We start from the raw sequence: 26525 nt of genomic DNA on the forward strand, positions 1-26525 counted from the left end.
AAAGTACTCAGCCATGCATGTACTCAGCGTGAGCTCCCTCAAGGGCGGCGTCGGCAAGACCACCGTGACGCTCGGCCTTGCATCCGCGGCGTTCTCGAAGGGCCTGCGAACGCTGGTCGTCGACCTCGACCCGCAGTCCGACGTCTCCACCGGCATGGACATCAACGTCGCCGGTCACCTCAACATCGCCGACGTCCTCACGTCGCCCAAGGAGAAGATCGTCCGCTCGGCGATCGCGCCCTCCGGCTGGACGAAGGAGCGCCAGGGCACGATCGACGTCCTGATCGGCAGCCCGTCCGCGATCAACTTCGACGGACCGCACCCCAGCATCCGCGACATCTGGAAGCTCGAGGAGGCGCTCGCGAGCGTCGAGGCCGACTACGACCTCGTCCTGATCGACTGCGCGCCCTCGCTCAACGCCCTCACCCGCACGGCCTGGGCCGCGAGCGACCGGGTCGCCGTGGTCACCGAGCCGGGCCTGTTCTCGGTGGCCGCCGCCGACCGCGCGCTGCGCGCGATCGAGGAGATCCGCCGCGGTCTCAGCCCGCGCCTGCAGCCGCTCGGCATCATCGTCAACCGCGCGCGCGTGCAGTCGCTCGAGCACCAGTTCCGGATCAAGGAGCTGCGCGACATGTTCGGCCCGCTGGTCCTCAGCCCGCAGCTGCCCGAGCGCACCTCGCTCCAGCAGGCGCAGGGCGCCGCGAAGCCGGTGCACGTCTGGCCGGGCGAGAGCGCGCAGGAGATGGCGCACAACTTCGACCTGCTGCTCGACCGCGTCATCCGCACCGGTCGCATCGGCGAGCAGGCGGTTCCGGCGGCGACGAGCTAGCCCGGCGAGGTCCGCGGACGGCGTCGCAGCCTCGGCTGCGGCGCCGTCGCTGTGTGCGGCGGTGGGTCTCGATACGCCCCTTCGGGGCTACTCGACCAGCATGAGGGGCGCGTCTCGATCGAACGCAGTGCCGGTACGGCACAGCATGCTGATCGAGTAGCCCGCGACGCGGGCGTATCGAGATCCACCGGTGTCAGAGCAGGAGTCTGCAGGCCCGGCGTGCTGGGGACGGTGGGTCTCGATACGCCCCTCCGGGGCTACTCGACCAACATGTGGTGCGGGCGCCGCGCGGCAGGGAGCGATCGACCGGCAGGAGGGGTGGGTCAGCCGACCTTGCGGGAGGCGCGGCGGCGGGCGAGCTCGTCGGAGGGGTCGACGGACTGGTGGTCGAGCTCGACGAGGCTGGTCTCGACCTCGCGGAGGACCTTGCCGACGGCGATGCCGAAGACGCCCTGGCCGCGGCTGAGGAGGTCGATGACCTCGTCGTTCGAGGTGCAGAGGTAGACGCTCGCGCCGTCGCTCATCAGCGTGGTCTGCGCGAGGTCGTCGACGCCGGACTCGCGGAGCTGGTTCACGGCGGTGCGGATCTGCTGGAGGGAGATGCCGGTGTCGAGGAGTCGCTTGACGAGCTTGAGCACGAGGATGTCGCGGAAGCCGTAGAGGCGCTGGGTGCCGGAGCCGGAGGCGCCGCGGACGGTCGGCTCGACGAGCTCGGTGCGCGCCCAGTAGTCGAGCTGGCGATAGGTGATCCCGGCGGCCCGTGCGGCGACGGCGCCGCGGTAGCCCGCGTCGGCGTCGAGGTCGGGCAGTCCGTCGGTGAAGAGGACGAGGTCGCGCTGGCCGCTGACGTCGCGGCTGACTTCTCTCATCCCTGTGCCTTCCGGATACGAACGCCGGTCGCTCCGAACGCGCTCCCTAAGCTACCGACCCGGGGATGCCGAGTAAACGACATCCGCTCTTCCGGGAGGGCGTGTCGTCCGCGTCGGCCGCGGATCACGAGCGCGCGATCCGCGAGAGGGCGCTGCGCACCATCGCCTCGCGGATGGTGCCGAGGTGCGCGGCGAGGCCGATCGCGTTCTCGGCGGCACCGGCCGAGCCGGACGCGTCGCCGCGGCGGGTGCTCGAGGCGACGACGCTCTCGATCAGCGACATCTCGCGCTCCACGGCGATGCGGAGCGGACGGAGGTGGCGCGGCTCGATCCCCGAGCGGCCGAGGTCGACGAGCGCCTTGAGCGTCGTGACCGCCTCCTCGCCGAAGACGTCCCCGCCGCGGACCAGCCCGGCGGCGATCGCCTCGCGCACGAGCGCCGGGCTCGCTCCCGACTCGCTCGCGAGACCGTCGCGGGTGAGCCGGGTGGCGGGAGCCAGCAGCGAGGGTGCGGCGCCGCCGGCACCGGCGGGGAGGGACGGCTCGCGTCCGGCGTCGACGTCGTCGAGGTAGCCGCGGATCACCTTGAGCGGCAGGTAGTGGTCGCGCTGGAGCGCGAGGATCATCCGCAGGCGCTCGACGTCGCCGTTGGAGAACTTGCGGTAGCCCGAGTCGGTGCGGGCGGGCGAGACGAGCCCCTGCTCCTCGAGGAACCGCAGCTTCGACGGCGTGACGTCGGGGAACTCGGTGGTGAGGTGCGAGAGGACCTGGCCGATGCTCAGGAGAGCGGCCGGGCCGGACGGGAGTGCGCGAGCGGTCGAACGACCCACGGCTACGCGTCCGGAGCGGCGACGAGGTCGGCGCGGGACGCGTAGAAGGTGAGGCGGAACTTGCCGACCTGCACCTCGGAGCCGTCGGTGAGGATCGCGGACTCGATCCGGACACCGTCGAAGTAGGTGCCGTTCAGCGAGCCCAGGTCGCGGACCTCGAACGAGGTGCCGCGGCGCACGAACTCGGCGTGCCGGCGTGAGACGGTGACGTCGTCGAGGAAGATGCCCGCATCCGGGTGCCGGCCGACAGTCGTCGAGTCGATGTCGAGCAGGAAGCGGGCCCCGGTGTTGGGGCCCCGACGGACGACGAGCAGGGCGGAGCCGGAGGGCAGAGCGCCGACGGCCTCGGCCTCCTCGCGGGACGCCCGGTTGTCGAGCGCCGCCAGCTGGGCGCCGATGTCGTCGGTGAACGTGAGGGTCGTCTCCGTCGACGGCTCGACGGGAACGGACGGATCTGCGGATGACGCTCCGCGCACGGACTCGACCAAGACGTACCTCCTCGCTATCCCCTCAGCGTATCGGAATCGGAGGGCCCGCCGGTCGCCCCTGACGCTCCGTCGACCCCCAGGACGAGGCCTCGGGTCTGCACCGCATAGACGATCCCCGCCCACCAGTAGAGGAACGCGCCCCAGAGCGCGAAGGCCCAGGCGACGGGGAGGGACGCCGGGGCCAGCGCCGGGAAGGCCTGCCCGAGCATGATCAGCGGCAGCGCGTAGAAGAGGCAGAACGTGGCGAACTTGCCCAGGTGGTGCACCGGCAGCGGTCCGTAGCCGTGGTTCGCGAGGACGACCGCGAGCACGACGAGCATCAGATCCCGCGCGACCAGCACGGCCACCAGCCACCACGGCACCAGCTCGCGGACGGCGAGGCCGATCACCGTCGCGAAGATGTAGAGGCGGTCGGCGGCCGGATCGAGGACGGCGCCGAGGCGCGTGATCTGGTCGAAGCGGCGCGCGATCCAGCCGTCGAGGTAGTCGGTGAGGCTGGAGAGGACGAGGGTCAGCAGGGCGAGCGCGTCCTCGCCCTCGATGATGAGCACGAGGAACACCGGCACCAGTGCGAGCCGCACCATGCTGAGGATGTTCGGGACCGTCCAGATGCGGTCCTCCGCCGCGCGCGCCATGCCGTGAGCCTCGTCAGCGCTTGTCGCGCCAGACCCGCTCGAAGGGGAGCCGCCAGGCGTGCGGGGCGATCAGCTGGTGGATCGCGTTCGGGCCCCAGGAGCCCGGTGCGTAGAGGCGCACGGGCGGCGGGTCCTGCAGGAGCGGCGCGGACACCTCCCAGAGGCGCTCGATGCCCTCGGCGGTGGTGAAGAGCGTGTGGTCGCCGCGCATCGCGTCGAGGATCAGCCGCTCGTAGGCCTCGAGGGCGTCGCCGGCGCGATCGGTCTCCTGCAGCGCGAACTGCATGCTCAGCTTGTCGAGCCGCATGCCCGGGCCGGGGCGCTTGCCGTAGAAGGACAGCGACACCTTGGAGGCATCGGCCAGGTCGAAGGTGAGGTGGTCGGGGCCGTGCGCGCCGACGCCGGAGCCCTGCGGGAACATGCTCTTCGGCGGCTCGCGGAAGGCGATGGAGATGATCCGCTGCCCCTCCGCCATCCGCTTGCCGGTGCGCAGGTAGAACGGCACCCCGGCCCAGCGCCAGTTGTCGATCTCGCACTTGAGGGCGACGAAGGTGTCGGTCTCGGAGTCGGGCGCGACTCCCGGCTCCTCGCGGTAGCCGATGTACTGGCCGCGGACGACGTTCTCGGGGTTCAGCAGCCGCATCGAGCGGAAGACCTTGTTCTTCTCCTCGCTGATCGCCTTCGGCTCGAGGGCGGTCGGCGGCTCCATCGCCATGAAGGCGAGGACCTGGAAGAGGTGGGTGACGACCATGTCCTTGTACGCGCCGGTCGACTCGTAGAACTCGGCGCGGCGGTCGAGGGTGAGCTTCTCGGGGATGTCGATCTGGACGTGGTCGATGAAGTTGCGGTTCCAGATCGGCTCGAAGAGGCCGTTGGCGAAGCGGAAGGCGAGGATGTTCTGCGCCGGCTCCTTGCCGAGGAAGTGGTCGATCCGGAAGATCTGCTCCTCGTCGAACGTCTCGTGCAGCTCGGCGTTGAGGACGACGGCGCTCTCGAGGTCGACGCCGAAGGGCTTCTCCATGATGATCCGCGAGCGCTCGACGAGGCCGGCCTCCGCGAGCATGCGGACGACCGAGAGGGCGGCGCGCGGCGGGACGCTGAGGTAGTGCAGGCGGCTGACGTCCGGGCCGAGCACCTTCTCCGCGTCGGTGACCGCCTTCGCCAGCGCGGCGGGACCGGCGGACTGCGGGACGTAGCGGAGCTTGGAGGCGAACTCGTCCCACTGGGCGGGGGTCAGCGAGCGACTGCCGAACTCGTCGTAGGCGAGCTTGGCGAAGGCGCGGAAGGACTCGTCGTCGTGCTCCTCGAGCGAGGTGCCGACGATCTGCAGGTCGGGCGCGAGCGAGGACAGCGCCAGGTGCGCCATGCCCGGGATGAGCTTGCGGCGGGACAGGTCGCCCACGGCCCCGAAGAGGACGACGACGTGAGGGGCGGCCTGCTCGGTCTGGACGGCGGGGGCGGGAGGTGCAGCGGTCACGGTCACCCCTCGATCATTCCATTCCGCCGCGTGACAGTGGCGTCATCCGCCGGACACGCGCCGCCGCTAAGGTCGTGCCGTGCCTCCGATCTCCGACGCGCCAGCCGCGACCGCAGCACCCGCCTCCTCCGCCTCCTCCGCCGACGGGACCGTCGCGCCGCCGATGGACGACCGCATCCGCGGCGACGTCCATCTGCTGGGCGAGCTCCTCGGCCAGGTCCTGCGGGAATCGGGCGACGACAGCCTCTACACCGACGTCGAGCGGCTCCGCGCCCTGACGATCGGCGCCTACGACAGCGGGCACCCGGACGAGCTGGCCGCGGCGGAGGAGTTCGTCGCGTCACTGACCGCCGAGCGCGCCGAGGAGGTGGCGCGGGCCTTCACCTGCTACTTCCACCTCGTGAACGTGGCGGAGGAGTTCCACCGCGTGCGGGTCCTGCGCCGCCGCGACGCCGACGCCGGCGCCCAGCGGCCCGAGGACTCGATCATCGCGTCGATGGCGACCCTCACCGACGAGCTGGGCGAGGAGGAGGCGTTCGAGCGCCTCTCGCGCCTGGAGTTCCGCCCCGTCCTCACCGCGCACCCGACGGAGGCGCGCCGCCGCGCGGTCTCCTCCACCATCCGCCGGATCAGCGCCCTGCTCGAGCAGCGGGACGACCCGCGCACGGGCGGCGTCGTGCTGGTCGAGAACCGCCGGCGCCTGCTCGCCGAGGTCGACACGCTCTGGCGCACGGCACCGCTGCGCGAGTCGAAGCCCAGCCCGCTCGACGAGGTCCGGACCGCGATGAGCGTGTTCGACGAGTCGCTGTTCTCCGTCCTGCCGCGGGTCTACCGCCGGCTCGACGACGCGCTGCTCGGCGAAGCCTCCGGCACCCGCAAGCCGATCGCCCCCGCGTTCGTGCGCCTGGGCACCTGGATCGGCGGCGACCGCGACGGCAACCCGTTCGTCACCGCCGAGACGACCCTCGAGGCCGTCGACATCGCTGCGGAGCACGTCCTGATCGGGCTCGAGCGCGTCGCCCGCCGGGTCGGCCGCTCCCTCACGCTGGACGCCGGCACCACTCCCCCGTCGGCGGCCGTCGAGGCGCTCTGGGCCGCAGGGGTCGGGAAGGCGCCCGAGCTCGCCGCGGTCATCGCCGAGCGCTCACCGAGCGAGACCCACCGCCGCGTCCTGCTCTTCACGGCGGACCGGCTCGCGGCGACCCGCTCCGGCGGCGCGCTCGCCTACGGCTCCGCGGCCGAGCTGCTCGCCGACCTGCGGACCCTGCAGGACTCGCTGATCGAGGCGGGCGACGTCCGCTCGGCCTACGGCGACCTTCAGGACCTGCTCTGGCAGGTGGAGACCTTCGGCTTCCACCTCGCCGAGATCGAGGTGCGGCAGCACTCGAAGGTGCACCGCGAGACCCTCGCGGCGGTCCGCGCCGGCGGCGAGCTCGACGAGCGCAGCATCGAGGTCCTCTCGGTCTATCGCGCCATCGCGACGATCCAGGAGCGCTTCGGCACCGACGCGGCCCGCCGCTACGTCGTGTCGTTCACCCAGTCGGCCGAGGACCTCAAGACGGTCTTCGACCTCGCCGAGGCGGCGACCGACGGGAACCCGCCGATCATCGACGCGGTCCCGCTCTTCGAGACCTTCGCCGACCTCGACGCGTCGACGGACATCCTGGCCGAGATGATCGAGCTGCCCCAGGTGCGCGCGCGCCTCGCGGCGACCGGGAACCGGCTCGAGGTCATGCTCGGCTACTCCGACTCCTCCAAGGACGTCGGCCCGGTCTCGGCGACGCTCGCGCTCTACGACGCGCAGGCGCGCATCGCGAAGTGGGCCGAGGACGAGGGCATCGTGCTCACGCTCTTCCACGGCCGCGGCGGCGCCCTCGGCCGCGGCGGCGGACCGGCGAACCGCGCGGTGCTCGCGCAGCCGCCCGGCTCGGTCGACGGCCGCTTCAAGCTGACGGAGCAGGGCGAGGTCATCTTCGCCCGCTACGGCAACCCGGACATCGCCACTCGGCACATCGAGCAGGTCGCCGGCGCGACGCTGCTGGCCTCCTCGCCCTCGATCGGCGAGCGCAACGCCGGCGCCGCGGACCGCTTCCGCGACGTCGCCGCGACGATGGACCGCGAGTCGCGCCGCCGCTTCTTCGAGCTGGTCAAGGCCGACGGCTTCGCGCCCTGGTTCGCCCGGGTCACCCCGCAGGAGGAGGTCGGCCTGCTCGCGCTCGGCTCGCGGCCGGCCCGCCGCGGCCTCTCGGTCGAGTCGCTCGAGGACCTGCGCGCGATCCCGTGGGTCTTCGCCTGGACCCAGGCCCGCGTCAACCTGACCGGCTGGTTCGGACTCGGCAGCGCCCTCGAGGCGGTCGGCGACCTGGACGAGCTGCGCACCGCCTACGAGACCTGGCCGCTGTTCACCACGATGATCGACAACGTCGAGATGTCGCTGGCGAAGACCGACGAGGGCATCGCCCGCCGATACCTGGCGCTCGACTCCCGCGACGACCTCGCCGGCCTCGTGCTCGACGAGATGGAGCTCACCCGCCGCTGGGTGCTCTCGATCACCGGCGAGGAGAGCCTGCTCACCGGGCACCGCGTGCTCGGGCGGGCCGTGCGGCTGCGCACGCCGTACGTCAACGCGCTGTCGCTGCTGCAGCTGCGCGCGCTCCGGGCGCTGCGCACGGATCCGGGCGGCTCGGGCACCGAGCAGAACCAGCGGCTGCTGCTGCTGGCCGTGAACGGCGTGGCCGCCGGCCTCCAGAACACGGGCTGATCCCGCTCGCCGCGGGACTCGCGCACGAACGACGGAACCCCCGGCGGCCTGAGCGGCTGCCGGGGGTTCCGTCGTCGTGCGGGTGGTGCGGATCAGATCTGCGCGCCGTGGTCGAACTTCTGCGGGGCGCCGGACTCCTGCGCGGCCTTCGCCTCCTCGTACTGCTTGCGGACGGCGACCATGTCGAGGCCGCGGACCTGCTCGAGCAGGGAGTCGAGGGCCGGGGCGGGGAGGGCGCCGGGCTGCGCCATCAGCGGGATGCCGTCGCGGTAGACGACGAGGGTGGGGATCGAGGAGATGCCGTAGCTGCCGGCGAGCTGCTGCTGGTCCTCGGTGTCCACCTTCGCGAAGGTGACATCGGGGTTCTTCTCGCTGGTCGCCTCGAAGACGGGGGCGAACTGGCGGCACGGGCCGCACCACTCCGCCCAGAAGTCGATGAGGACGATGCCGTCGGAGACGGTCTGGTCGTGAGTGTCGAGAGTCATCGCTGTCGTGGCCATGAGGGATGCAACCGACCCGATCCGCGCGCTATTCCCGGGCTGCCGGAGGGGTGGTCGGCGCCGCGGAGTCCAGCAGGTCGAGCAGGGTGCGCGGGCCCAGAGCCGTGGCGCCGAGCTCCTCGATCCGGGCGACGAGGCCGCGGTCGGCGGTCACGACGCGAGCGGTCGATCCGATCGCCGCGACGTGCTCGACGATCGCGTCGTCTCCCGAGCCGGCGGCGCTCTCGACGCTCAGCCGCCCGCGCGGAGCCGCGCCGACCGCGTCGGCGGTGCGTGCCGCCCGGGCGTCGCCCTCGAGGACGACGGCGATCCGCGGCCAGACCGTGTCGGCCTCGACGGCGAACAGCGAGCCTGGGACACCGAGTGCCGCGAGGCGCCCGAGCGCCGCGACGAGGCGCTCCGCCGCGCCGGCGCGGTCGCGCCACCAGCCGTCCGGACGCGAGCCGACGACGTTGGCCGCGTCGACGACGAGGACGCACGGCTCGGTGTCGAGGGCGCGCAGCTCGCGCCAGGAGGCCTCGAAGCCCGGGTGCAGCGGGAGCGCGTCGACCTCGGCCGGCGGGACCCAGCGCAGCTCCTGGCTCTCGGCGTCGGCGATCCGCGGGGTGAAGTGCTCGAGGGCCCGGGCGACGACGGTGGTGTAGCTCCAGGGGCCGATGGTGACGACGCGGGAGAGGACGGGCACGACGATCCCGTCGGGCACTCCGGCCTCCTCGACCGACTCCCGCAGGGCGCCCTCGAAGGCGGTCTCCTCGGGGTGGCGGGCGCCGCCCGGGAGTCCCCAGGTGTCGCCGAAGTGGCTCCAGGTGGCGCGGTGCTGGAGCAGGACGCGGCCGTCCGGGTCGCGCAGCAGCAGCCCGGCGGCGCCGAAGCGGCCCCAGAAGCGGCGCCCGTCGCCGATCTCGACCCAGCCGTCGCCGAGCGCGGCGTCGAAGGGGTGGCGCGGAAGCGCTCCGCCGTCGGCCGGGCCGTCGCTCGTCATGCGCTCCAGCCTTCCACATCGCGCCGACCGTCCCGGACCGCCCGCCGGACGGCACCGAGTCGCTCACCGGCTCGAATCGAGCACCTGGCAGAATCGACGAATGCGCCGCTCGAGGATCCTCCTGCCCGCGACGCTCGCCTGGCTCGGCGTGATCGCGCTGATCACCCTGACGCCGGCGCCGTACCCGGCCGGTCAGCCCTCGGCGCTCGTCCGCGGGATCATCGCGTTCCTGGCCTCCACGCCGCTGACCGCCTGGTTCACCTTCGACGTCGCCGAGTTCGTCGCCAACGTGCTGATGTTCGTGCCGCTCGGCGCGCTGGTCGCGATGCAGCTGCCGCGGCGGCGCCGGCTGCTCGCCGCGCCGATCGGCCTCGGCGTCTCGGTGATCGTCGAGACGATCCAGCTGCTCGCACTGCCCTCGCGCGTCGCGGACGTGCGCGACCTCGTCTCGAACGGCACCGGCGCGCTCCTCGGTGCGCTGCTGGTCGTCGTGCTCGCCCGTCTCCCGCTCCGCCCCCGGAAGGACCGCACCGCCCATGCCCGCTGACACCCTCGTCGTCCTCGGCCGCCCCTCGCTCGACGCTCCGGCGCACGACGGAGGCTCCGCACCCGTGCTCGATGCGACCGGTCGGGGCGGGCTGGACGTCACCGATCTCGGCTTCACCCGCGGCGACGGGGTCTTCGAGACGATCAACCTCGTCGACGGGCGGCTGCAGGCGCTCGACGCGCACCTCGACCGGTTCGAGACCTCGGCGCGGATGCTGGACCTTCCCCACCCGGACCGCGCCGCCTGGCGGACGGCGATCGACGAGGCGGTCGCCGCTCACCCGCGGGTGCCCGAGGCGATGGTGAAGACGATCCTGAGCCGCGGGGTCGAGGGCGACGGGCGGCCGACCGGCGTCGTCTTCGTGCAGACGAGCCCGGACTTCGGGCCGGCCCGCCGGGACGGCGTGCGGGTGGTGCTGCTCGACCGCGGACTGCGCTCCGACGTGCAGCACACGTCGCCGTGGCTGCTCGCCGGCGCGAAGACGCTCTCTTACGCGGTCAACCGGGCGGCCTCGCGCGAGGCGCTGCGGCGCGGAGCGGACGACGCGCTGTTCGTCTCCAGCGACGGCTTCCTGCTGGAGGGGCCGACCTCGAATCTGGTGCTGCTCGCGGGCGGCGAGCTGGTCACTCCGCCGCCGAGCCTGGGGCTGCTGCCGGGGACGACGCAGGCGGACCTCTTCGAGCTGGCAGGCGGGCTCGGGCTCGGCACGGCCGAGCGCCCGCTGCGGGCCGAGGACCTCGCGGCGGCCGAGGCCGCCTGGCTGGTCTCCAGCGCGCGGAACGCCGCGCCGATCCGCGCGGTGGACGCGCAGGAGCGCCGCGTCGACCACGAGCTCACGGCCCGGATCAACGCGGCGCTCCTCGCGCGCTAGGGGCGGTCGCTCGGACCGGCCCGCTCAGGCGCGACCGCTCAGACCTGGTCCTCGATGTCGGCCGTGCCGTGGTGCATGAGACCGCCGCGGGTGTAGTCCAGGGCGGGGTCGGGGCTGCCCTGGACGCGCTCGTCGGCCGCCTCGTCGTTGATCACGGCGGTGACGATGCCGCGCCAGTCGGTGCCCTCGGCGACGGCCTCGTCGGAACCGACACGGCGGGTGACGAAGACCGCCTCGCCCTCCTCGCCGCTGTGCGAGATGATCGCGAGGACGCCGACCGCGCGGCCCTCGGGGTGGCGGACCTGCCACTCCTCGTGGCCCGACGGGACCAGGGTGAACTCGAGTCCGGCGTGCGGGAAGGGGCTCTCGCGCAGCTCGGACGGCGAGCCGCTGTGCTCGGGCGCTCCGCGGGTGGGGACGCCCTCGCCGGTGTCCTCGCCGTAGCTGTGGTACGTGCTCATGGTGAACCTCCTCGGTCGGCGGCCTGTGCGGCCGCGGATCCCTCGTCGATGGGACCACCCCCATCATGGCTTCGTAGACTGGGCGGATGCAGATCCCGGTGACCGGCTCCGTCCGGGTCGACGCGTGGCTGTGGGCGGTCCGCGTGTACAAGACCCGCTCGGCCGCCACGACGGCCGCCCGGGCCGGTCACGTCCGGGTGAACGGCGAGCGGGCCAAGGCCGCGCAGACCGTGAAGGTCGGTGACGAGGTCCGCGCCCGCATCGGCGGCTTCGACCGCGAGCTCGTCGTCCGCGGCCTGATCGTGAAGCGCGTCGGCGCTCCCGTCGCGGCCGAGTGCTTCGAGGACCGCACTCCCCCGCCGCCGCCGCGCGAGGCGGCACCCGCGATCATCGAGCGCGACCGCGGCGCCGGCCGCCCGACCAAGCGCGATCGCCGCGAGATCGAGCGGCTGCGCGGCTTCTGACGGCCGGCTCTGCGCCTCAGGGAGCGAGCGCGCGTGCCCGCTCGAGGAGGTCCTCAGCGACCTCGTCGAGGAAGCGCTGCTGCAGGGCGTCGCCGACCTGGACGAAGGCGATGTCGGTGAAGCCGGCCTCGATGAAGGGGACGACGCTCTGGGCGAGCTCGTCGAGGTCGGGGCCGCAGGCGATCGACTCGGCGACGTCCTCCGGGCGCACGAACTGGCTGGCGCCCGCGAAGCCGGCCGGGGTGGGCAGGTCGGCGTTGACGGACCAGCCGCCCGCGAACCAGCGGAACTGCTCGTGCGCCAGGGCGATCCCCTGCTCCTTGTCCGGCGCCCAGCAGATCGGGATCTGCCCGATCGAGCGCGACGGAGCGGCGTCGGCCCCGCGGACGGCGGTCCACTGCGAGATCAGCTCGGCCTCGGGCTCGGTGGTGATCAGGTGGTCGCCGAGCGGGGCGAAGCGCTCGATCGACTTCTCGCCCGAGACGGCGAGGCCGATCGGCACGGGCTTGTCCGGGAGGTCCCAGATCCGGGCGGAGTCGACGCGGAAGTAGTCGCCCTCCCAGGTGACCAGCTCGCCGGTGTGCAGCGCGCGGATGATGTGCACCGCCTCCTCGAGCATGTCCTGGCGCGCGGAGACGGCGGGCCAGCCCTCGCCGACCACGTGCTCGTTCAGGTTCTCGCCCGAGCCGAGGCCGAGGAGGAAGCGGTCGTCGGAGAGGATCGCGAGGGTCGCCGCCTTCTGCGCGATCACGGCGGGGTGGTAGCGGATGGTCGGCGCCGTCACGTAGGTGGCGAGCTCGATGGTCGAGGTCGCCTGCGCGACCGCGCCGAGCATCGTCCAGGCGTAGGAGGCGTGCCCCTGCTCGGTCAGCCAGGGCGAGTAGTGGTCGCTCGAGACCGCGAACTCGAAGCCGTGCCGCTCGGCATCGACCGCATAGCCCACCAGCTGCTTGGGGCCGCTCTGCTCGGTCATCAGGGTGTAGCCGAATCGCACCATCGTCCGCCTCGTTCCGCTCGTCGTCGTCGCCGTGCCGGAGGGCAGGCGTCCATCGTTCGGCTCCATCGTCGGGCGGGGACGGGTGGCGCCGACAGCCCCTTGCCCGCCGGGCGGGGGCGGGCTAGCGGCGCCGTGCGTCAGACGAAGCGGACGCGGTTCTGGACGCGGGTGCGGACCTCGAAGGACTCGCCGTAGCCGCCGAGGCGCGGGTCGTCGGTGCCGGAGCGCAGCAGCTGCGGGAGGAGGGAGCGGCGGAGGAGCACGTCTCCCGCGTGGCGACCCCGCTCGACCTGCTCGTAGGGCTGCTCGAGGGCGTCGTCGGGGACGACGATCACGCTCGCGGAGAAGCGCACGCCGAGCTCGCGGCCGAGGCGGCGGGCGGCCTTCGAGAGCGAGGCGAGCGGCTTCTCGTCCTCGGCCAGGCCGGCACCCTCGACCTCGCCCTTGCGCAGGCGGACGGGCTCGCCCCAGTCGGCCGAGGTCAGGGCGAGGAGACCGGACGGGCCGAGCACGAGGTGATCGATCTTGACTCCGCCGTCGCCGACCGCGACGTCGTTCCAGATCGTGAAGGCGATGCCGAGGGCGCCGACCAGGGACGCCGTCGCCTCCTCCGCGTGGGCCTTGGCCAGCCAGGAGCGGACCTCGCGGGGGGCGGAGCGCACCAGCGCGGGGTCGAAGGGGTCGTCGATCTCGACGCCGCGGCCGACCCACTCGCGGACGAGGCGGAGGTAGTACTCGCGGGCGGCGCCGCCCGGGTGGCCGTAGGAGCGGGCGCGCACCGAGGACGCGGTCTGCTGGCGGGGCGCACCGGTGTACGGCGCGTGCGAGGAGGCTCCGGGGGCGGGCGCTCCGCGGTCGTAGTCGACGCGGGCGCCTGCGCTGCCGATCCGCTCCCAGGCGACCTGCACGGCGTGGAACGAGGCCGCGTCTCCCCCGGTGTCCGGGTGGGTCTCGCGGAGCAGGCGGCGGTAGGCGCGCTTGAGCTCGTCCTCCGACGCGCTCGCGGGGACGCCCAGCACCTCGTAGGGGGTGCGGGCGGCGTGGCTGTCTGGCATGTGCTTCCGGAGGGTCGGGGGCGGCGGGTGAACGCCCGGTCTCCGAGCATATCGACGCCGCCCGGGCGCCCGGTGGGAGCGCGCAGTGCGCACGCTCCACGGCGCCCGGATGCGGGTCGGCAACCGGACTCGGGTCAGCGGTCCGCGAGCAGCTCGCGGACGCGCGGGATCACCTGGGTGCCGTAGAGCTCGATGTTCCGCATGATCGCGGCGTGCGGCAGGGTGCCGGCGCTGTACTTGAGGTCGAAGCGGTCGATCCCCAGGGCGCCGACGGTGTTCGCGATCTTCCGGGCGACCGTCTCGGGAGAGCCGAGGTGCAGGGCGCCCTCGGGGCCCGCCTCCTCGGCGAAGCGCTCGCGGGTGAGCGGGGCCCAGCCGCGCTCGCGGCCGATCGAGTCGAGCATGCCCTTGTAGTGGCCGAAGTACAGCTCGTGCGCCTCCTCGTCGGTGTCGGCGATGAAGCCGGGCGAGTGCACGGCGACGGGCAGGCGCGGCTGCTCGAGCTGGTCGAGGGCACGGCCGAAGAGGTCGACGTAGGGGCGGAAGCGGGCGGGGGCGCCGCCGATGATCGCGAGGACCAGCGGGAAGCCGAAGCGCGCGGCGCGGACGACCGACTCGGGGCTGCCGCCGACGCCGATCCAGGTGCGCAGGCGGCGGTCGCCCTCCATCGTCGGGTAGACGCTCTGCTCGGTCAGGGCCGGGCGGACCGTGCCCTGCCAGGTGACCGGGCCGCCCTGCACGAGCTCGTGGAACAGCTCCAGCTTCTCCTCGAAGAGGACCTCGTACTGGGAGAGGTCGAGGCCGAAGAGCGGGAAGGACTCGGTGAAGGAGCCGCGGCCGAGGATGACCTCGGCGCGGCCGTTCGAGAGGCCGTCGAGGGTGGCGAAGCGCTGGTAGACGCGCACGGGGTCGTCGGAGGAGAGGACGGTGACCGCGGAGCCGAGGTGGATGCGCTCGGTCTTCGCGGCGATCGCGGCGAGCACGACGTCCGGGGCGCTGACGGCGAAGTCGGCGCGGTGGTGCTCGCCGACGCCGAAGAAGTCGAGGCCGACCTCGTCGGCGAGGACGCCCTCCTCCACCACGTCGCGGAGGACCTGGCCGTGCGACTGGAGCGAGCCGTCGGGGGCGGTCGTGACGTCGCCGAAGGTGTCGACACCGAACTTGATTTCATGCGTACTCATGGACTTTGCAACCTCCGAGGGTCGGGGACTATTCCGGCGGCGACGGCCGGCTCGCGGTAGGCCAGCCCCAGCGACGCGACGGTGTCGTGCGCGTTGAGTCCGCTGGGGTTGGGCAGCACCCAGAGCGGGGCGCCGGCGATCGGCTCGTCCTGCCTGCCCTGGCGCGCCTTGGTCCGGCCGAAGGCGGCGCGGTAGGCGGTGATGCCGACCATCGCGACGGCGGCGGGGCGGACGCGCTCGACGGTGCGGACCAGGCGCTCGGCGCCGGCGCGGAGCTCCTCCGGCGTGAGCTCGTCGGCGCGGGCGGTGGCGCGGGGCGCGAGGTTGGTGATGCCGACGCCGCGGTCGGCGAGGGCGCGGCGGTCCTCGGCGGTCATCCCCTCCGAGACGCGGAGCACGCGGTCGAGGATCCCGGCGGCGGCGAGGGCCGGGTAGAAGCGGTTGCCCGGGTGCGCGAAGTGCGCGCCGGTCGCGGCCGTCCAGAGGCCGGGGTTGATGCCGACGAAGAGGAGGCGGACGTCGCCGTCGAGCAGGTCCTCGACGGTGCGGTCGCGGTACGAGGCGAGCTCGGCGCGGGAGAACGGCATGCGGCCATCCTGCCGTGCGGGCCGCGCGGACGGTGGCAGCATGGGGACATGACGAACGCATCGCAGGACCACCCGATTCAGCACGGCAGCGACGACGCACCCCTGGACGAGAAGCTCCGCGGCATCCTGCTGCAGGTCGCCGGCGATGCCGAGCTCCGGCCCGAGGAGGACGTCGAGGCCCTGCTGCGCCAGCGCCTGCGCGACACCCGCATCGAGATCGCGGAGGAGCACATCGCCGGGCTCGCGCGGCGGATCCCCGGGCTGACGCAGCGCGGCGGCGGCGACCTGAGCCCCGGAGCGCACTGAGTCCCGGCACGAACTGAGTCCCGGAGCGCGCTGAGCGCACCGCGTCACTCCGGCAGCGCCGGTCCCTTCCGGTGGTGGTCGAAGACGAGGCTCGTCCGGGTCGAGGCGACCGCCGGGTGCGCCGAGAGGTTCGACACCACGAAGTCGCGGATGTCGTTCGAGTCGCGCACGGCGACGTGGAGGAGGAAGTCCTCCGAGCCGCCGAGGAAGAACAGCTGCACGACCTCGGGCAGCGCGCGGATCTCCTCGGCGAACCGGGTGATCGCCTGCCGCTGACCGGCGCGGATATTGACGCTGATCAGTGCCTGCAGGGTCAGCCCGAGGGCCGCGGGATCGAGCTCGGCGGTGAAGCCGGTGATGATGCCGCGCTCGACGAGGGAGCGCACCCGCGAGACGCAGGTGGAGGGCGCGATGCCCGCCTGCTCGGCGAGGCGGCTGTTCGGCGTGCGGGCGTCGGCGCGGAGCAGGCGGACGAGGGTCCGGTCGATCGGATCGAGGTCGCCGAGGTCGTGCAGATCCTGCGGTCTCATGGCGGCACGGCTCCTTCTGATCGCGGATCCTGCGGTGAACACTCCGATTCTCGGCGATCCTGCGGATGTTCTCCCGTTCGAAACATGATCTTCGCACGATAGGGGCAGTCCACCGCGAAGGAGCAGTCATGCGCATCGGCATCCCCACCGAGATCAAGAACAACGAGAACCGCGTGGCGGCGACGCCCGCCGGAGTGCACGAGCTGGTGCGGCGCGGGCACGAGGTGCTGGTCGAGGCGGGCGCCGGGTTGGGCTCGCGGGTCTCGGACGAGGACTTCGCCGCCGCCGGCGCCCGCATCGTCGCGGGGCCGGACGAGGTCTGGGGCGAGGCCGACCTCGTGGTCAAGGTCAAGGAGCCGATCGAGGCGGAGTACCCGCGGATGCGCTCCGGGCAGATCCTCTTCACCTACCTGCACCTCGCCGCCTCCCGCGCGTGCACCGATGCGCTGCTCGCCGCCGGCACCACCGCCATCGCCTACGAGACGGTGCAGCTCCCCGATCGCCACCTGCCCCTCCTCTCGCCGATGAGCGAGGTCGCCGGGCGGCTCTCGATCACCGTCGGCGGCTACCACCTGATGCGGGCGGCCGGCGGGCGCGGCACCCTCCTCGGCGGAGTGCCCGGGACGCCGAAGGCCAAGGTCGTCGTGATCGGCGGCGGCGTGGCGGGTGAGCACGCCGCGGCGAACGCGCTCGGCATGGGCGCCGACGTGACCGTCGTGGACCTGTCGATCCCGCGGCTGCGCGAGCTCGAGGCGCGCTTCGACGGGCGGATCCAGACGCGCGCGTCCTCGACCTACGAGATCGCGGCGCAGATGGCGGAGGCCGATCTGGTGATCGGGTCGGTGCTGATCCCGGGTGCGCGGGCGCCGAAGCTCGTGACGGACGAGATGGTGGCGACGATGAAGCCGGGCTCGGTGCTGGTCGACATCGCGATCGACCAGGGCGGCTGCTTCGAGGGATCGCGGCCGACGACGCACGACGACCCGGTCTTCGCGGTGCACGACAGCGTCTACTACTGCGTCGCCAACATGCCCGGCGCGGTGCCGGAGACGTCGACGCGGGCGCTGACGAACGCGACGCTCCCCTACGTCGTCGCCCTGGCGGACCGCGGCTGGAAGGCGGCGCTCGCGGCGGATCCGGCGCTCGCGAAGGGGCTCAGCACGCACGACGGGCAGGTCGTGAACGCGGCGGTCGCCGAGGCGTTCGGGCTGCCGGCGGCGAGCCTCGAAGGGCTGCTGGGCTAGGCGGCCTGCAGGCCCAGGGTCTCGACGATCTGCGCGATCTCGTCCTCGGGAGCGGCCGCGAGGTCGACGGTGACGTGCCGCTCGTCCTCGCCGAGCGGCTCCAGGGCCTCGAACTGCGAGTTCAGCAGGGCGGGCGGCATGAAGTGGCCGGTGCGCGCGCCGAGACGGTCGGCGATGAGCTCCCGGGTGCCGGCGAGGTGCACGAAGACGAGGTCGTCGCGGCGGAGCACGTCGCGGTAGCGCCGCCGCAGGGCGGAGCAGGTGACGACGACGGAGTCGCCGCCGCTCACGAGGGCGTCCACGCGGGCCGCGATCGTCGCCAGCCAGGGGGCGCGGTCCTCGTCGTCGAGCGGGACGCCCTCGGCCATCTTCGCGACGTTCGCAGCGGGGTGGAGCTCGTCGCCCTCGACGAACGTCCAGCCGAGGCGGTCGGCGAGCAGGGTGGCGATCGTGGACTTGCCGCTGCCGGAGACGCCCATCACGACGAGGGCGCGGACGGGAGTGGTGGAGGGACTGGCCGATGCGGTCATGACCTCGATTATGTCCGACGAATAGCTGGCCGGGCGAGGCGTGCGCCGGAATACTGAGGGCATGGACGGACCCCGCTCGCTGCACGAGGTGGTGCTCGACGAGCTCGGGGCGCAGATCGTGCAGGGCGCGCTGGCCCCCGGCAGCGCCTTCAGCGCGGACGAGCGGGCGGAGCGCCGCGGGGTCTCCCGCTCGGTGATGCGCGAGGCGGTGCGGGTGCTGGAGTCGCTCGGGCTGGTGGTCTCGCGGCGGCGAGCGGGGACGCGGGTGCAGCCGCCGGAGTGCTGGAACGCGCTGGATCCGCGGGTGATCGGCTGGAGCCTCGACGGGCCGGATCGGCAGGTGCAGCTGCACCGGCTGAGTCAGCTGCGCCTCGGTGTCGAGCCGCTGGCGGCGCGGCTCGCGGCGGAGCACGCGACGGCCGGGCAGCGGATCGCGCTCGCCGAGGCGGCGGGCGGGATGTCCGAGCACGCTCGGGCGGCCGATCAGGCGGCCTACCTCGCCGCCGACGTCGTCTTCCACCGCACGCTGCTGGCGGCGTCGGGGAATCCGATGCTCGCGCAGCTCGGCGACCTCGTCGCGGAGGTGCTCGCCGGGCGCACGCGGCACGCGCTGATGCCGCGCGAGGCGGATTCGGAGGCGGTGGGGCTGCACCGCGCGGTCGCCGCCGCGGTGGCCGAGGGCGACGGCGAGGCGGCGGAGGCGGCGATGCGCGCGATCGTCGAGGAGGCGGACCGGGCGGTGCAGGCGGGGTGAGCGCGGGGGCGGGTGGTGGCGGGCGGGTCTCGATACGCCCTGCGGGCTACTCGACCAGCATGCACGGCAAGCGGCTCCCGGCGGCGCGGGTCTCGATACGCACTGCGGGCTACTCGACCAGCATGCGGCGGGACGCCGTCCGTCGGCTCTGCAAGCAGGGCTCTCTGCATGCTGATCGAGTAGCCCGCGGAGCGGGCGTATCGAGATCCACCAGCGTCAGTCGGCCTGTCTGCAGACCCGTCCTTCGGGTGACGGTGGGTCTCGATACGCCCCTGCGGGGCTACTCGACCAGCATGTCCGCGGGCGCCTCTTCCCAGTGGATCCACCAGCGTCAGTCGATCTGTCTGCAGACCCGTCCTTCGGGTGACGGTGGGTCTCGATACGCCCCTGCGGGGCTACTCGACCAGCATGGGTCGGGCGGCTCGCCCAGCATGACTCGGGCTACTCGACCAGCATGGCTCGGGCTGGTCGACCAGCGTGAGGCGGACACCCTGCGCGCCTGGGGTGCTCCGAATCAGGTGGGGGCGGTTGCCGTGGGGGCGGGCGGGGCGCAGAGTGGAGGGATGGCCGAGGGATACTCCTCCGCGCAGGTGCGGGCCGCCGAGGCGCCGCATCTGGCGCGTCGAGAGCCGCTGATGCAGCGGGCAGCGGACGGGCTCGCGCGGGAGCTGCGGGCCGCGCTCACGACGCGCCGGGACCGGCGCGGCGCGGGCAGCGTGCTCGTGCTGGTCGGGCCGGGCAACAACGGCGGGGACGCCCTGTACGCGGCGGCCGAGATCTCCTCCTCCGGCAGTGACGTGTCGCTCGTGCTGACCGCCGACCGGGCGCACCAGCGCGGACTCGCCGTCGCGCTGGACGACGGCTGCGGCCGCGTCGCTGACGACGACCCGGCCGCGCTCGCGGCGGCGGTCGCCCGCGCGGACGTGATCGTGGACGGCATCCTCGGCATCGGCACGGCGGACCCCGCGCTGCGCGGGCGGCCGCGCGAGGTGGTGGCGACGGTGATCGAGGCGCTCGGACGACGCGAGGACGCGCCCGTCGTGGTCGCCGTCGATCTGCCCAGCGGGATCGGGCCCGACGACGGCGCGGTACCGGACGAGACCGTCCTGCCCGCCGACGTGACCGTGACCTTCGGGGCGATCAAGGCGGGGCTGCTGCTCGAGCCGGCGCGCTCCTACGTCGGGCGGATCCGGCTCGTGGACATCGGGCTCGGGCCCGACCTCGCCGGGGTCGAACCGATCGTCAGGACCTAGAGCCTCGGCCTACGCCTGCGCGCCGCGAGTGAGCAGGTGCGCCCGCTCCGGGTGCTGGTCGAACCACTGGCCGACGTACCAGCACATCGGCACGATGCTGCGGCCGCTCGACGCCTCGATGTCGTCGACGGCGAAGGCGACCAGCTCGCCGGCCAGCCCCTGGCCGCGGTGCGGCGGCGAGGTGAAGGAGCGCACGAGCGACACGCTCTCGTCGTTCTCGTGGAAGTCGAGGACGCCGACGAGCGCGCCGTCCTGGTGCAGCTCGTAGCGGGACGCGTGGTCCGCGCGGCGGAAGTCCTTGGCCATCTCCCCAGGGTAGGCCGCTCGCGTGCTGGATGGCCGGGGCGGTCAGGATCCGTCGCCGAGCAGATCGCCGTCGACGTAGTACCAGCGGCCGTCCTCGCGGAGGAAGCGGCTGCGCTCGTGCACGAGGCCCGGCCCCTCCGACGAGCGGTAGGAGGCGCGGAACTCGACGAGCCCCTCCGCGTCGTCCTCGCCTCCGAAGGAGGTGTCGACGATCTGCAGGCGCCGCCAGCGGACGTCGTCGTCGAGGTCGACGCGCTTCGGGCGGGTGGACGGGTGCCAGCTGGACAGCAGGTAGCCGGCGCTGCCGAGGACGTTCGCGCTGTAGCGGCTGCGCATCAGGCGCTCCGCGGTCGGCGAGGGCGTCTCGCCGAGGTGGGCGGGGCGGCAGCAGTCGGCGTAGTGGCGGCGGCTTCCGCACGGGCAGGCGTCGGCGGGGTGCATCCGGACAGTCTCGCAGGGCGGGCGACCGGCTACTCCCCGCTACTCCCCCGCTCCCGCCACTCCCTCCACCAGCGACACCGCGAGCAGATCGCCGGTCGGCCCGGAGCCGACGGCGTGCAGCGAGAACTCGACCAGGCCGTCCTCGCCCGTGGACGGGGTGATCGCGTACTCCACCTCGACGGCGTCGTCGAGCGTCCGGACGGCGAGCAGCTCACCCAGCGGGCGGCCGTCGATCCGGAGCTCGTGCTCGCCGCCGCCGTCGCGGTCGCGCAGCAGGACTCGCAACACCGCGGCGCGCTGCGACGGATCGACGAGGGTGTAGCCGAACCAGCCGTCCGGGCCCTCGGCGCTGCGCCAGTGCACGCCGTCGGCGCCGCCCGCGCGGCTGCGGTGCCCGACGAAGGCGTGGTCCGACTCGGGCTGCTGCTCGCCCGCGGTCACGGAGTCGATCACCGCGGCTGCGGAGGCGGCCTCGCGGTCGAGCGCGGCGAGCTCGGCCCGGCGCGCCGCGGCGTCGGAGCCGATGGGCCAGTAGAGCGTGTAGCGACTGTCGTGCAGTGCGGAGAACGGCTCGAGGCGGACCGGACCGGCGTCGGTGCGGAGCTCGGCGGTCAGGGTCGCGCGGTCGAGGAGGGCGACGGCGCCGACTCCCCCGGTCACGACCGGGGTCGCGGCGAGGTCGCGGAGCGGGCCCGCGGCGACGTGCGCCATCCGCCGGCCGTCGGCGATCAGTCCGTCGAGGTCGGCGTCGTCGGTCCTGGCCGCGAGCACGACGGGGCCGTAGGAGAACGCGGACCAGGCGGAGCCGTCGGGCAGCGGCTCGGCACGGAAGCCGAGCGCGAAGACGACCCGGATCTCGTGGCGGCCGGGCTCCAGGACGGCGGTGCGGACGAAGCCCTCGGCGGCCGCGGTGTCCAGCGCTGCGCCGTCGACCGTCACGGTCATCGACTCCACCCACGACGGCCGGCGGAGCCGCACGGCGGCGGCGCGCTCCAGGTCCACGGTGATGGTCGCGTCGTCCGCCTGCGGGAAGGCGGTGTCGATCAGCGCGCGCAGCCCGTGCTCCGGGGCGTCGAGGGTCGAGGGCAGGTAGAGGGCGATCAGCAGGTCGCCGCCGGTCCGTGCGCGGTCACCGTCGCGCGACTCGTCGCCGACGAGGGCGTAGACCAGCTCGCCGTAGCGGGCGTGGTTCTCGAGCCCCGTGCCGACGCAGCACCACATCCCCTCGTGCGGCGCGGAGTAGACCCGGTAGTGCGCCGGCCGCAGCGGGGTGAAGTAGACGAAGCCGCCGTCGGGGTGCTGCGAGGAGAGCAGGTGGTTGTACTGCGCGCGCTCGACGTAGTCCAGGTAGCGCTCCTCGCCGCTCGACTCGAAGAGGACGCCGCTCAGCTCGATCATGTTGGCCGTGTTGCAGGTCTCGGGGCCCTCGCGGTCGAGGATCATCGGCGTGAAGTCGCTCGCGCGGTGGAAGTGCTCGCGCACGCTGTTGCCGCCGATCGCGACGGTGCGCTCGCCGGTGACCCGCTCCCAGAAGAAGCGTGCGGCCGGCAGCTGCTCGCCGCCGAGGCGCGCGTAGCCGACCGCCTTCGGGATCTGGGTGTTCGCGTGCAGCCCGTCGAGCGCGTCGCGCCGCTCGATCAGCGGGTCGAGCAGCGCGCGGTGCGAGAAGCGCGCGCCCTCGGCGCGGTAGGCGGCGGCGCGCTCGGGGTCGCCGGGGTCCGCGGCGGCCACCTGCTCCGCGAGATCGGCGAACGCCTCGTTCATCCCGCCGAACTCGGCGTGCAGCATCGCCTCGAAGGCGTCGTCGTCGAGCCCGGCGGAGACGCCGAGCCACCAGTCCGCGAACCGCACGGCCATCGCGAGCGCCCGCTCCGAGCCGCCGGCGGACGCGGCGTCGAGCAGCCCCGAGAGCGTCTTGTGCAGGTTGTACAGCGGCACCCAGCGGCCGTTGAGGGTGAAGAGGTCGGCGTCGACCTCGCCGCCGGCGAGCTCCTCCCCCAGTGCGCGCCCGCCGGGGACGCCGCCGAGGTAGCCGGTGCCGACCGCGTCCTGGGCGCGCTCGAATCCGTCGAGCAGGGTCTCCATCCGCTCGCGCGCGGCCGTGTCGCCGGTGGCCGCGAGCATCAGAGCGCTCGCCGAGAGTGCGTGCCCGCCCACGTGCCCGTCCAGCCCGTCCGACTCCCAGTTGCCGTAGCCCTCCCCCGCGGGCAGGCCGGCCTCGCGCAGGAACGGCGCGAGCAGGCGGTCGGGGTCGAGCGCGAGGAGGTAGCGCAGGCCCGTGGCCTGGGCGTCGGCGAAGGCGCTCGGCAGCAGGCGGACGGAGCGCAGCGGGAAGCGGCGAACCGGGCGGACAGCGGGGGCGGTGCGGGGCAACGGGAGACCTCTCAGCCCTTGACGGCGCCCGCGACGAGACCGCGGACGTAGTACTTCTGGATGGCGGCGTAGAGCAGCAGGCACGGGATCATCAGCAGCACCGCGCCGGCGATGACGTAGCCGAAGTCGGTCTGGCCGAAGGCGCCGGAGGAGATGTTCTGGATGGCGACCGGCAGCGTGAAGAGGTCCTGCCGGGTGAGGAAGGTCAGCGCGCCGAGGAAGTCGCTCCAGGCGCCGAGGAAGGCGAAGAGGAAGACCGTGGCGACCCCCGGGACGATCATCGGCCGCAGCACCGAGAAGAGGATGCGGAACGGCCCGGCCCCGTCGATCCGCGCGGCCTCGGTCACCTCGCGCGGGATCTGCGCGAAGGAGTTGCGCATCAGGAACACCCCGAACGGCAGGTTGAAGGTGAGGTAGAAGAGGATGATCCCGAGGTGCGTGTCGGTGAGGCCGAGCGCGTTCATCTCGAGGAAGAGCGGGGTGAGCACCGCCTGGAACGGGACCATCATCGTCAGCAGGATCAGGCCGAAGGCGACGTTCGAGCCGCGGAACGGGAAGAGCACCAGCGCGTAGGCCGCGAGGGTGGTCACGACCACGCTGAGCACCGCGGTGCCGAGCGCGATGATCAGCGAGTTGACGATGTAGGTCCCCGCGCCGATCGAGCCGAGCAGGCCGGTGTAGTTGTCGAGGGTCAGGTTCGAGAAGGACTGCTCGGCGGCGGGCGCGACGATCTGCGCGCCGGGCTGGAACGAGCGCAGGATCGACCAGGCGACCGGCGCGACGAACGCGACCGAGACGAGCGTGCCGAGCACGACGTAGAGGACGGTGCGGAGCCGGGCGGCGGGGGTGCTGCGGCGCCGAGCGGGCATCGGGGCAGCGGCGGGCGTCGGCGGGCGGGTGGGTGTCGGAGTGCGGGTGGGCATCAGTCGTCCTTCATCACTCGGAACTGGAGCAGGGTCAGCACGGCGGCGATGACCACCACCACGAACGACAGCGCGGTGGCGTAGCCGACCTGCAGATCGCCGAAGGCCTTGTTGTAGACGTAGAGCATCACGGTGAGGGTGCCGGTGCCCGGCCCGCCGCCCGTGATCACGTAGAACTGGGTGAAGGCGAGGATCGCGCCGACGAAGCCGAGCACGCTGAGCAGCCCGAGGTAGCGCTTCACCAGCGGCACCGTCACCAGGAACTCCTGCTTCCACCGGCCCGCGCCGTCGATCGCCGCGGACTCGTAGAGGGCGTCGTCGATGCCCTGCATGCCGGACATCAGGACGATCATCGTGAAGCCGGAGCCGACGTAGGCGCCGAGGAGGACGATCAGCGTCGTCGCGCTCGTCGCGTCGAGCAGCCAGGCGGTGGGCGCGTCGGTGAGGCCGACGGCCATCAGCACCTGGTCGAGCGCGCCGCTGTCGGGACGGAATTCGAGCAGCGCGACGAAGCTCAGCGAGGTGAGTCCGATCACGTAGGGCACGAAGACGGCGGTGCGGATGATCCCCGCCCCGCGGCGGTTGGAGCGCACCAGCACGGCGAGCAGGTAGCCGACGACGATGCCGAACAGCGTCGAGACGACGGCGAAGCCGAGCGTGTAGAGCACGGACGCCCAGAACGTGGTGTCCGAGAAGGCCGTCGCGTAGTTGTCGAAGCCGACGAAGCCGACGGTGCCGACCAGCGGCCAGTCCGTCACCGAGATCACCACCGCGAAGATCAGCGGTACGACGACGAAGACGACGACGAGCACGAGGGCGGGCAGGATCATCAGGAGCCCGGTGCGGGCGTCCTTCTTTCCGAGGGCGACGCTCATGCCTGGTTCACCTCCAGGACGCGGGCCGTCTCCTCCTGGCCGCGGTCGAGGACCGCATCGAGGTCGTCGTCGCCGAAGACCGCGCCGCGGAACATCGCGAGCCACGGGGACTGCACGGTGTTGGTGAGCTGGGTGTACAGAGTGGTCGGGGCCGCGAAGCCCTCGTTCATCCGCTCCATCCCGGGGACCATCAGCGGGAACTCGTCGACGAAGCCGGTCTCGAGCACGTCGTCGCGCACCGGGTACCAGCCGAGCGCGGCGAGCTCGGACTGCTGCTCCAGCTCGGTGACGAAGCGCATGAAGTCCCAGGCCGCCTCGGGGTTCCTCGCGCCGCGCGGGATGGAGAGCACCGCGCCGCCGGAGAACTGCGAGACGCCGCCGTCGGGGCCGGGGAACGCGCTGACGCCGAGGTCGCCGAGGAACTCGGGGGTGGCTCCGCCGACGATCAGGTCGTAGGAGCCGGGGAAGAGACCGACGGTGCCGTCGAGGAAGTCCTTGCCCCAGGCCGTGCCGCTGTCGGCCGAGGCGCCGGGCTGGGCGAGGCCCTCCTGCTCGAAGGTGCGGTAGAGCTCGAGGGTGCGCCGCAGCGGCTCGTTGCCGGAGACGGTCGCGCGCTGGCGGCCGACGACGCCGTCGTAGAAGGGGCTCTCGTCGGCCCAGAAGTGCGGCTGGATCACGTAGCCGAGGATGCCGGCGGAGTTGCCGGTGAAGGTCACCCCGGAGACCCCGTCGAGCTGCTGGAGTGCCCGCGCGTGGGTCAGGTACTGGTCGAAGTCGGTCGGTCCCTGCTCCGGGTCGAGGCCGGCCTGCTCGTAGAGGCGCTTGTTCCAGAACAGCTGCGACACGTTGGAGAGCGCGGGCAGTCCGTAGACCTTGCCGTCGTAGGAGGCGACGTCGAGCAGCGGCCGGTTGAGCCGGTCGGCGTAGGGCAGCGCCTGGATCAGCGGGGTGAGGTCGGTCAGCGCCTCGCGGGAGCTGAAGACAGGGGTGGTGACCGAGTCGGGAGCGACGACGTCGGGCACGGCGTCCGCGCGGATCGCCGTGGCGAGCTTGGTGACCATCTGCCCCTCGGGCAGCACGGTCAGCTCGACCCGGACCGCGCTCTGCGCCGCGTGGTACTTCTCGACGATCAGCTGGGCCGGCGTGAAGGCGACGCTGCGGCACCAGAACCGGATCGTGCCGCTCGGGGCGGCGGCGAACGAGGGCGCGGAGACGTCGGCCTCGGGCAGCACGGCGGAGCAGCCGGTCAGGCCGAGCGCGGCCGTGAGACCCGCGCCGCCGAGGGCGAGCGCGCGGCGGCGGGTCAGGTCGGGCAGGTGCGGGTCGAGCAGGCGGAGAGGAGAGTGCATCGTCGGTCCCTCGTCGTTCGGTCGGTGCGTGCGGTCGGGTGCGCGCGTGCGGTCGGTGCGTGCGTGCGGTCGGTGCGCGCGTGCGGGCGGGTGCGGGCGGCGCTGGTG

29 protein-coding genes are annotated in these 26525 nt (G+C 73.1%); 9 read left to right on the forward strand and 20 right to left on the reverse strand.

What is annotated here, in order from left to right; all coding sequences use genetic code 11:
- Positions 1-13 precede the first annotated feature (13 nt).
- Complete coding sequence (locus EDF17_RS12605; RefSeq protein ID WP_123446122.1) at positions 14-829, forward strand: ParA family protein; 816 nt, start codon at positions 14-16, stop codon at positions 827-829.
- A gap of 323 nt (positions 830-1152) precedes the next feature.
- Here the strand turns inward: EDF17_RS12605 and EDF17_RS12610 are convergent, their stop codons facing one another.
- The 5 genes from EDF17_RS12610 to zwf form a co-directional block, all read right to left on the reverse strand.
- The gene (locus EDF17_RS12610; RefSeq protein WP_123446121.1) at positions 1153-1698 is read right to left on the reverse strand and encodes a MerR family transcriptional regulator; all 546 of its coding nucleotides are present in this window, start codon (positions 1696-1698) and stop codon (positions 1153-1155) included.
- A 124-nt stretch (positions 1699-1822) separates the two neighbouring features.
- Complete coding sequence (locus EDF17_RS12615; protein WP_123446120.1) at positions 1823-2527, reverse strand: MerR family transcriptional regulator; 705 nt, start codon at positions 2525-2527, stop codon at positions 1823-1825.
- A gap of 2 nt (positions 2528-2529) precedes the next feature.
- On the reverse strand, positions 2530-3003 hold the full coding sequence (locus tag EDF17_RS12620; protein WP_123446545.1) for an FHA domain-containing protein: 474 nt from the start codon (positions 3001-3003) through the stop codon (positions 2530-2532).
- A 26-nt stretch (positions 3004-3029) separates the two neighbouring features.
- Positions 3030-3650: a CDP-alcohol phosphatidyltransferase family protein gene (locus EDF17_RS12625; RefSeq protein ID WP_123446119.1), complete on the reverse strand. Its 621-nt coding sequence runs from the start codon at positions 3648-3650 to the stop codon at positions 3030-3032.
- Positions 3651-3663: 13 nt separating this feature from the next.
- On the reverse strand, positions 3664-5127 hold the full coding sequence (gene zwf / locus EDF17_RS12630; protein WP_123446544.1) for a glucose-6-phosphate dehydrogenase: 1464 nt from the start codon (positions 5125-5127) through the stop codon (positions 3664-3666).
- Between the two features lie 163 nt (positions 5128-5290).
- Here zwf and EDF17_RS12635 point away from each other — a divergent pair, with 163 nt between their 5' ends.
- Positions 5291-7888 carry a phosphoenolpyruvate carboxylase gene (locus EDF17_RS12635; RefSeq protein ID WP_123446543.1) on the forward strand — a complete coding sequence of 866 codons (2598 nt, stop codon included), beginning with the start codon at positions 5291-5293 and terminating at the stop codon, positions 7886-7888.
- A gap of 92 nt (positions 7889-7980) precedes the next feature.
- Here the strand turns inward: EDF17_RS12635 and trxA are convergent, their stop codons facing one another.
- Both trxA and EDF17_RS12645 read right to left on the reverse strand, forming a co-directional pair.
- Positions 7981-8388 (reverse strand): thioredoxin, encoded by a 408-nt coding sequence (gene trxA / locus EDF17_RS12640; RefSeq protein ID WP_123446118.1) that lies wholly within the window; start codon positions 8386-8388, stop codon positions 7981-7983.
- 28 nt (positions 8389-8416) lie between these two features.
- Complete coding sequence (locus tag EDF17_RS12645) at positions 8417-9370, reverse strand: NUDIX hydrolase (RefSeq protein WP_123446117.1); 954 nt, start codon at positions 9368-9370, stop codon at positions 8417-8419.
- 100 nt (positions 9371-9470) lie between these two features.
- On the opposite strand from EDF17_RS12645, the gene EDF17_RS12650 reads away from it, so the two are divergent.
- Both EDF17_RS12650 and EDF17_RS12655 read left to right on the forward strand, forming a co-directional pair.
- Positions 9471-9917: a VanZ family protein gene (locus EDF17_RS12650; RefSeq protein ID WP_166649670.1), complete on the forward strand. Its 447-nt coding sequence runs from the start codon at positions 9471-9473 to the stop codon at positions 9915-9917.
- Positions 9907-10788, forward strand: coding sequence for an aminotransferase class IV (locus tag EDF17_RS12655; protein WP_123446115.1), 882 nt, complete (start codon positions 9907-9909; stop codon positions 10786-10788). The genes EDF17_RS12650 and EDF17_RS12655 overlap by 11 nt, the downstream gene beginning before the upstream one ends.
- A 38-nt stretch (positions 10789-10826) precedes the next feature.
- Here the strand turns inward: EDF17_RS12655 and EDF17_RS12660 are convergent, their stop codons facing one another.
- The gene (locus EDF17_RS12660; RefSeq protein ID WP_123446114.1) at positions 10827-11249 is read right to left on the reverse strand and encodes a hypothetical protein; all 423 of its coding nucleotides are present in this window, start codon (positions 11247-11249) and stop codon (positions 10827-10829) included.
- Positions 11250-11335: 86 nt separating this feature from the next.
- Here EDF17_RS12660 and EDF17_RS12665 point away from each other — a divergent pair, with 86 nt between their 5' ends.
- Complete coding sequence (locus EDF17_RS12665) at positions 11336-11713, forward strand: S4 domain-containing protein (protein WP_123446113.1); 378 nt, start codon at positions 11336-11338, stop codon at positions 11711-11713.
- 16 nt (positions 11714-11729) lie between these two features.
- On the opposite strand, the gene EDF17_RS12670 is transcribed toward EDF17_RS12665, so the two are convergent.
- The 4 genes from EDF17_RS12670 to EDF17_RS12685 form a co-directional block, all read right to left on the reverse strand.
- Positions 11730-12710 (reverse strand): TIGR03557 family F420-dependent LLM class oxidoreductase, encoded by a 981-nt coding sequence (locus EDF17_RS12670; RefSeq protein ID WP_123446112.1) that lies wholly within the window; start codon positions 12708-12710, stop codon positions 11730-11732.
- Positions 12711-12847: 137 nt separating this feature from the next.
- Positions 12848-13765, reverse strand: coding sequence for a J domain-containing protein (locus EDF17_RS12675; protein ID WP_123446111.1), 918 nt, complete (start codon positions 13763-13765; stop codon positions 12848-12850).
- Between the two features lie 134 nt (positions 13766-13899).
- Positions 13900-14946, reverse strand: a complete 1047-nt coding sequence (locus EDF17_RS12680) for an LLM class flavin-dependent oxidoreductase (RefSeq protein WP_123446110.1) — start codon at positions 14944-14946, stop codon at positions 13900-13902.
- Entirely contained in the window at positions 14943-15533 is a 591-nt protein-coding gene (locus EDF17_RS12685) for a mismatch-specific DNA-glycosylase (protein ID WP_123446109.1), read from the reverse strand. Before EDF17_RS12685 ends, EDF17_RS12680 begins: the two co-directional genes overlap by 4 nt.
- Positions 15534-15581: 48 nt before the next feature.
- Here EDF17_RS12685 and EDF17_RS12690 point away from each other — a divergent pair, with 48 nt between their 5' ends.
- Complete coding sequence (locus EDF17_RS12690; RefSeq protein ID WP_123446108.1) at positions 15582-15839, forward strand: hypothetical protein; 258 nt, start codon at positions 15582-15584, stop codon at positions 15837-15839.
- 44 nt (positions 15840-15883) lie between these two features.
- Here the strand turns inward: EDF17_RS12690 and EDF17_RS12695 are convergent, their stop codons facing one another.
- Positions 15884-16369 carry an Lrp/AsnC family transcriptional regulator gene (locus tag EDF17_RS12695; protein WP_123446107.1) on the reverse strand — a complete coding sequence of 162 codons (486 nt, stop codon included), beginning with the start codon at positions 16367-16369 and terminating at the stop codon, positions 15884-15886.
- Between the two features lie 128 nt (positions 16370-16497).
- Here EDF17_RS12695 and ald point away from each other — a divergent pair, with 128 nt between their 5' ends.
- Positions 16498-17613, forward strand: coding sequence for an alanine dehydrogenase (gene ald / locus EDF17_RS12700; RefSeq protein ID WP_123446106.1), 1116 nt, complete (start codon positions 16498-16500; stop codon positions 17611-17613).
- Here ald and EDF17_RS12705 read toward each other — a convergent pair.
- On the reverse strand, positions 17610-18143 hold the full coding sequence (locus EDF17_RS12705) for a gluconokinase (protein WP_123446105.1): 534 nt from the start codon (positions 18141-18143) through the stop codon (positions 17610-17612). The genes ald and EDF17_RS12705 overlap by 4 nt on opposite strands.
- A 61-nt stretch (positions 18144-18204) precedes the next feature.
- Between EDF17_RS12705 and EDF17_RS12710 the strand changes: the two genes are divergently transcribed.
- Positions 18205-18897 carry a FadR/GntR family transcriptional regulator gene (locus EDF17_RS12710; protein WP_123446104.1) on the forward strand — a complete coding sequence of 231 codons (693 nt, stop codon included), beginning with the start codon at positions 18205-18207 and terminating at the stop codon, positions 18895-18897.
- Between the two features lie 563 nt (positions 18898-19460).
- A complete protein-coding gene (locus EDF17_RS12715; protein WP_123446103.1) occupies positions 19461-20150 on the forward strand; it encodes an NAD(P)H-hydrate epimerase in 690 nt (229 codons plus the stop codon).
- 9 nt (positions 20151-20159) lie between these two features.
- Here EDF17_RS12715 and EDF17_RS12720 read toward each other — a convergent pair whose 3' ends face one another.
- From EDF17_RS12720 to EDF17_RS12745, 6 genes are read right to left on the reverse strand one after another with little or no spacing between them, the layout of a single operon-like run.
- Positions 20160-20456 carry a GNAT family N-acetyltransferase gene (locus tag EDF17_RS12720; protein WP_123446102.1) on the reverse strand — a complete coding sequence of 99 codons (297 nt, stop codon included), beginning with the start codon at positions 20454-20456 and terminating at the stop codon, positions 20160-20162.
- A 42-nt stretch (positions 20457-20498) separates the two neighbouring features.
- Entirely contained in the window at positions 20499-20897 is a 399-nt protein-coding gene (locus EDF17_RS12725; protein WP_123446101.1) for a YchJ family protein, read from the reverse strand.
- 39 nt (positions 20898-20936) lie between these two features.
- Positions 20937-23270, reverse strand: coding sequence for a beta-L-arabinofuranosidase domain-containing protein (locus EDF17_RS12730; RefSeq protein WP_166649671.1), 2334 nt, complete (start codon positions 23268-23270; stop codon positions 20937-20939).
- Positions 23271-23281: 11 nt separating this feature from the next.
- Positions 23282-24193 carry a carbohydrate ABC transporter permease gene (locus tag EDF17_RS12735; protein WP_243732880.1) on the reverse strand — a complete coding sequence of 304 codons (912 nt, stop codon included), beginning with the start codon at positions 24191-24193 and terminating at the stop codon, positions 23282-23284.
- Complete coding sequence (locus tag EDF17_RS12740; protein ID WP_123446099.1) at positions 24193-25068, reverse strand: sugar ABC transporter permease; 876 nt, start codon at positions 25066-25068, stop codon at positions 24193-24195. Before EDF17_RS12740 ends, EDF17_RS12735 begins: the two co-directional genes overlap by 1 nt.
- A complete protein-coding gene (locus tag EDF17_RS12745; RefSeq protein ID WP_123446098.1) occupies positions 25065-26417 on the reverse strand; it encodes a sugar ABC transporter substrate-binding protein in 1353 nt (450 codons plus the stop codon). The genes EDF17_RS12740 and EDF17_RS12745 overlap by 4 nt, the downstream gene beginning before the upstream one ends.
- Positions 26418-26525: the final 108 nt, after the last annotated feature.

Source organism: Rathayibacter sp. PhB1 (assembly GCF_004362935.1).
Lineage (GTDB): Bacteria > Actinomycetota > Actinomycetes > Actinomycetales > Microbacteriaceae > Rathayibacter > Rathayibacter festucae.